Genomic DNA, 3,203 nt, shown 5'->3' on the forward strand with positions numbered 1-3,203 from the left:
ACGGCCTTCTTGATTTGCGCAAGCGCCAAATGCTGGTCTCGGTCATGCCCACGCAAGCGTGGTCGCGACTCTCGACCTACGCATTTGTCCAAGTAGCTGGAGCAGACAGCGCAGCGTCGTCCCACACGAAGCGGTACAGGAACCCGGCGAGTTCTCTTTATTTGGGCGTTCCCCGCACTACCCGTGCGGGTCGGGCTATATTCTAGGGGCAGCCGTCTTCGCTTCGCTTGACGCCTGCCTCCTAGAACGGAGCCTTGCGAGCAAGTCTCCGCCCCAAGGGGTCACTATCCCTAACGCGTTAGTACTTTGTGTAAAAAAATATATTCCAATTTGGAATAAAATGTATCTATAATTAATAAAAAGAGTTATATTATATATTGTATAACTTTTTGAGGTGCTTATAAGTTTAATGCCATATTGACATTTTGAGCATTTGCTCCAAACTCTCCACTTGAAATCGGCAAAATTATCAATGCAAGAGGTATGGTGCAGACGCTCACGTCCCAGTTGGGGCGTGGGTCGTTTGTTTTATCTTGCATGGGCTTTGCCGAGCCTCAAGTGGTTAAACCAAATGAGCCCACGCTTTTTTTGTTTGTTTCTGATGAAAAATCTTTGAATAAAGAGGTGAGAATATGATAAAAATTATATTTCTTTTCTGTACATTTATTCTAATAGCTTGTGGAAGTTCTTCATCCAGTTCACCATCAGAAGAGGATGAGATTGTTTCTACTTATTCATCATCGGATGAAATAATCTCTCAAGTTATATCAAGCTCTATTACAATTATAGAGTCTAGTAGTTCGTGTGTCCTTAGCGAAACGTCTTCAAATATTTCTTCTTCATTGGAATTTGTAACTTCTAGTTCTGGTGACGATCAATTTTATAGTGGCCCAGAAACAAAAGAAGAATACTATGCGATATATGATGATGAGAAAATTTATACAATCGTTTGCGGAAAGAATGCATTTGCAATAATGGGTACGGATTGTATGAATAAATATTCAAAATGCATTGTTGATAAAAAAGGTACCGGGCATAAATCTTGTACTTCATGGACAGGAGAAGGTTGTCCTGCTGGTCTTTATCATTCTTCTGGATGTGTGAATTCAACATGTACTAATTGGAAAACTGTTTATTCCTATGACACGTCTCTTATTGTTTCGAATCCGTTTTGTGATTATATTGCATTGCCAGATTATGCAGCGGGAATGAAATGTGGGGAAAATGGTGATTTGGTAGAAAATGAAGTCTCAAAACAAGTGTTTGTTTGTGATGAAGGTGTTTTGAGAAATGTGACAGATTTAGAAATCTTGTTGAATTTGACGTGCTCTGGTAATAATCGTTTTGAAGTTGTTGATTATAAAGAAACTTATTATGAGTGTAGAGAGTCTGGTTGGGGCCTTTTGCTTTTGCAGGATGTTTTTGTTGATGAAAGGGATGGACATGCTTATAGAACTGTAAGTGTAAATGGTCAGGTTTGGATGTATGACAATCTAGTCTTTGAAGGAGATTCTAGTTGGTGCTATTCTGAAAAAGATTGTGAAATAAATGGGCGGCTTTATACGTGGTCGGCAGCAATGGATCTTCCCAAGGAATGCAATAACTCGATTTGCCATTCATATCTTGAGCAAGGTGCTTGTCCTGATGGATGGGTGGTGCCTGATACCGCTCAATTGAATTCGTTATACAGTTATGTAAAGAAAAATAATGTTTATGATCAAGTGAATATTCCTAAAGGAAACATAATACAATTGTGGACGCGTAATTATTCTTCTGCAAAAAACGCGTTTCAAATGTATAATCAAGAAAATACATCGATGAAAATGTCAATGATTTCTGAACCAAAATCAAAAGGTGTTTATGTAAAATGTTTACAGAGTACTTCTGATATTGAATTAAATCCTTATAACTATGAGAAAATGGTTGATGAACGCGATGGAAACGTGTATCGAATTATCTCGATTGGAGGCCAAACATGGATGGCTGAAAATTTGAGATATGATCCTGGAGAATCTCGATCGTTGTGCTATCATAATAAAGATAGTTATTGTGAAAAATATGGACGTCTTTATACTTGGTATACTGTTATGGGTGGTTTACCAGTAAAAGAAAGCGGCTATGTAGATCCAGAATATATTGATCAACCGCATCAAGGAATTTGCCCGGATAATTGGCATGTGCCTACCGATTCTGAATGGATTGAATTACGAGATTTTGTTGGAAATTCAGGAGCTTCGCTAAAATCGACTTTTGGATGGGGAAACGAAGGAAATGGAACAGATATATATCATTTTAGAGCATTACCTGCTGGGTATTCAGGAGCAGAATATTCCACTGACGAAGTGTTCCATGGAATAGGTGCTGGTGCTTATTTCCATACAACGAAACAAATAACTGTAAATTCTGTTTATGTTGGCAGCCTAACAAATGCTTATGCAACAGTTGGTTCTGGCGATTTCCTTAAATCTAAAGGAGCTTCTGTGAGGTGTGTGAAAAATAAACCGCAAGAAAGTGATTAAAAATGTGTTGTTAATAAAAGAGGTGTTCTAAGAACACCTCTTTTAATATTCAAATAGTTGTGAACTTACTTCAATTCTTCAAGAGCCTTCTCGTTCTTCGCAATGATATCTTGTTGCGTTGCGAGCTTGGTGCGTTCGGCATTGACGACTGCTTCGGGGGCGCCGCTCACGAACTTCTCGTTCGAAAGCTTGCGTTCGATCGAAGCGGCGAATGCCTTGGCCTTTTCGATTTCCTTTTCGAGGCGGGCGATTTCTGCAGCCGGGTCGAGGATTCCTTCCAGCGGGATGTAAAGTTCGCCACCGGGAACCACGGCGCTGGCGCTGAACTTCGGCTTCACGGCCTTCACGGCGACGCTCAGGTCAGAAAGACCCGAAAGTTCGGTGATGATTGCCATACAGTCCTTCACGCTGGCTTCCGTCGCGGCGTCGTCCACGCTCACCACGGCACTGAGCTTGGTGGCGGGGCTTACGTTGTAGCGGCCACGCACGCCACGCACGCTTTCCACCACGGCAAATGCCTGGTCGAATGCGGCTTCAATCTTCGCGTCAATGAGCGATTCGTCTGCCTTGGGCCATGCGCGGCTGATGACCATTTCGCTGCCCTGGAACAGGATGCTGTTGAGCTCTTCGGTAATGAACGGCATCACCGGGTGGAGCAGGTCGAGCACGTTCTTCAGCACGTAG

At 42.1% G+C, this 3,203-nt stretch carries 2 protein-coding genes; one reads left to right on the forward strand and one right to left on the reverse strand.

Annotated features, from left to right (window positions below; translation table 11 throughout):
- Positions 1-632 precede the first annotated feature (632 nt).
- On the forward strand, positions 633-2,519 hold the full coding sequence (locus B3M32_RS02050) for an FISUMP domain-containing protein (protein WP_290743152.1): 1,887 nt from the start codon (positions 633-635) through the stop codon (positions 2,517-2,519).
- A 65-nt stretch (positions 2,520-2,584) separates the two neighbouring features.
- Here B3M32_RS02050 and B3M32_RS02055 read toward each other — a convergent pair.
- Positions 2,585-3,203, reverse strand: a 619-nt coding sequence (locus tag B3M32_RS02055; RefSeq protein WP_290743155.1) for a class I tRNA ligase family protein, incomplete at its 5' end; no start/stop codon positions are given.

The sequence above is a fragment of the Fibrobacter sp. UBA4309 genome, from assembly GCF_002395745.1.
Classification (GTDB): Bacteria; Fibrobacterota; Fibrobacteria; order Fibrobacterales; family Fibrobacteraceae; genus Fibrobacter.

Bases quoted from the DNA above. Each gene is read 5' to 3' on its own strand.
- B3M32_RS02050 (WP_290743152.1), top strand. From the start codon at position 633: ATGATAAAAATTATATTTCTTTTCTGTACATTTATTCTAATAGCTTGT.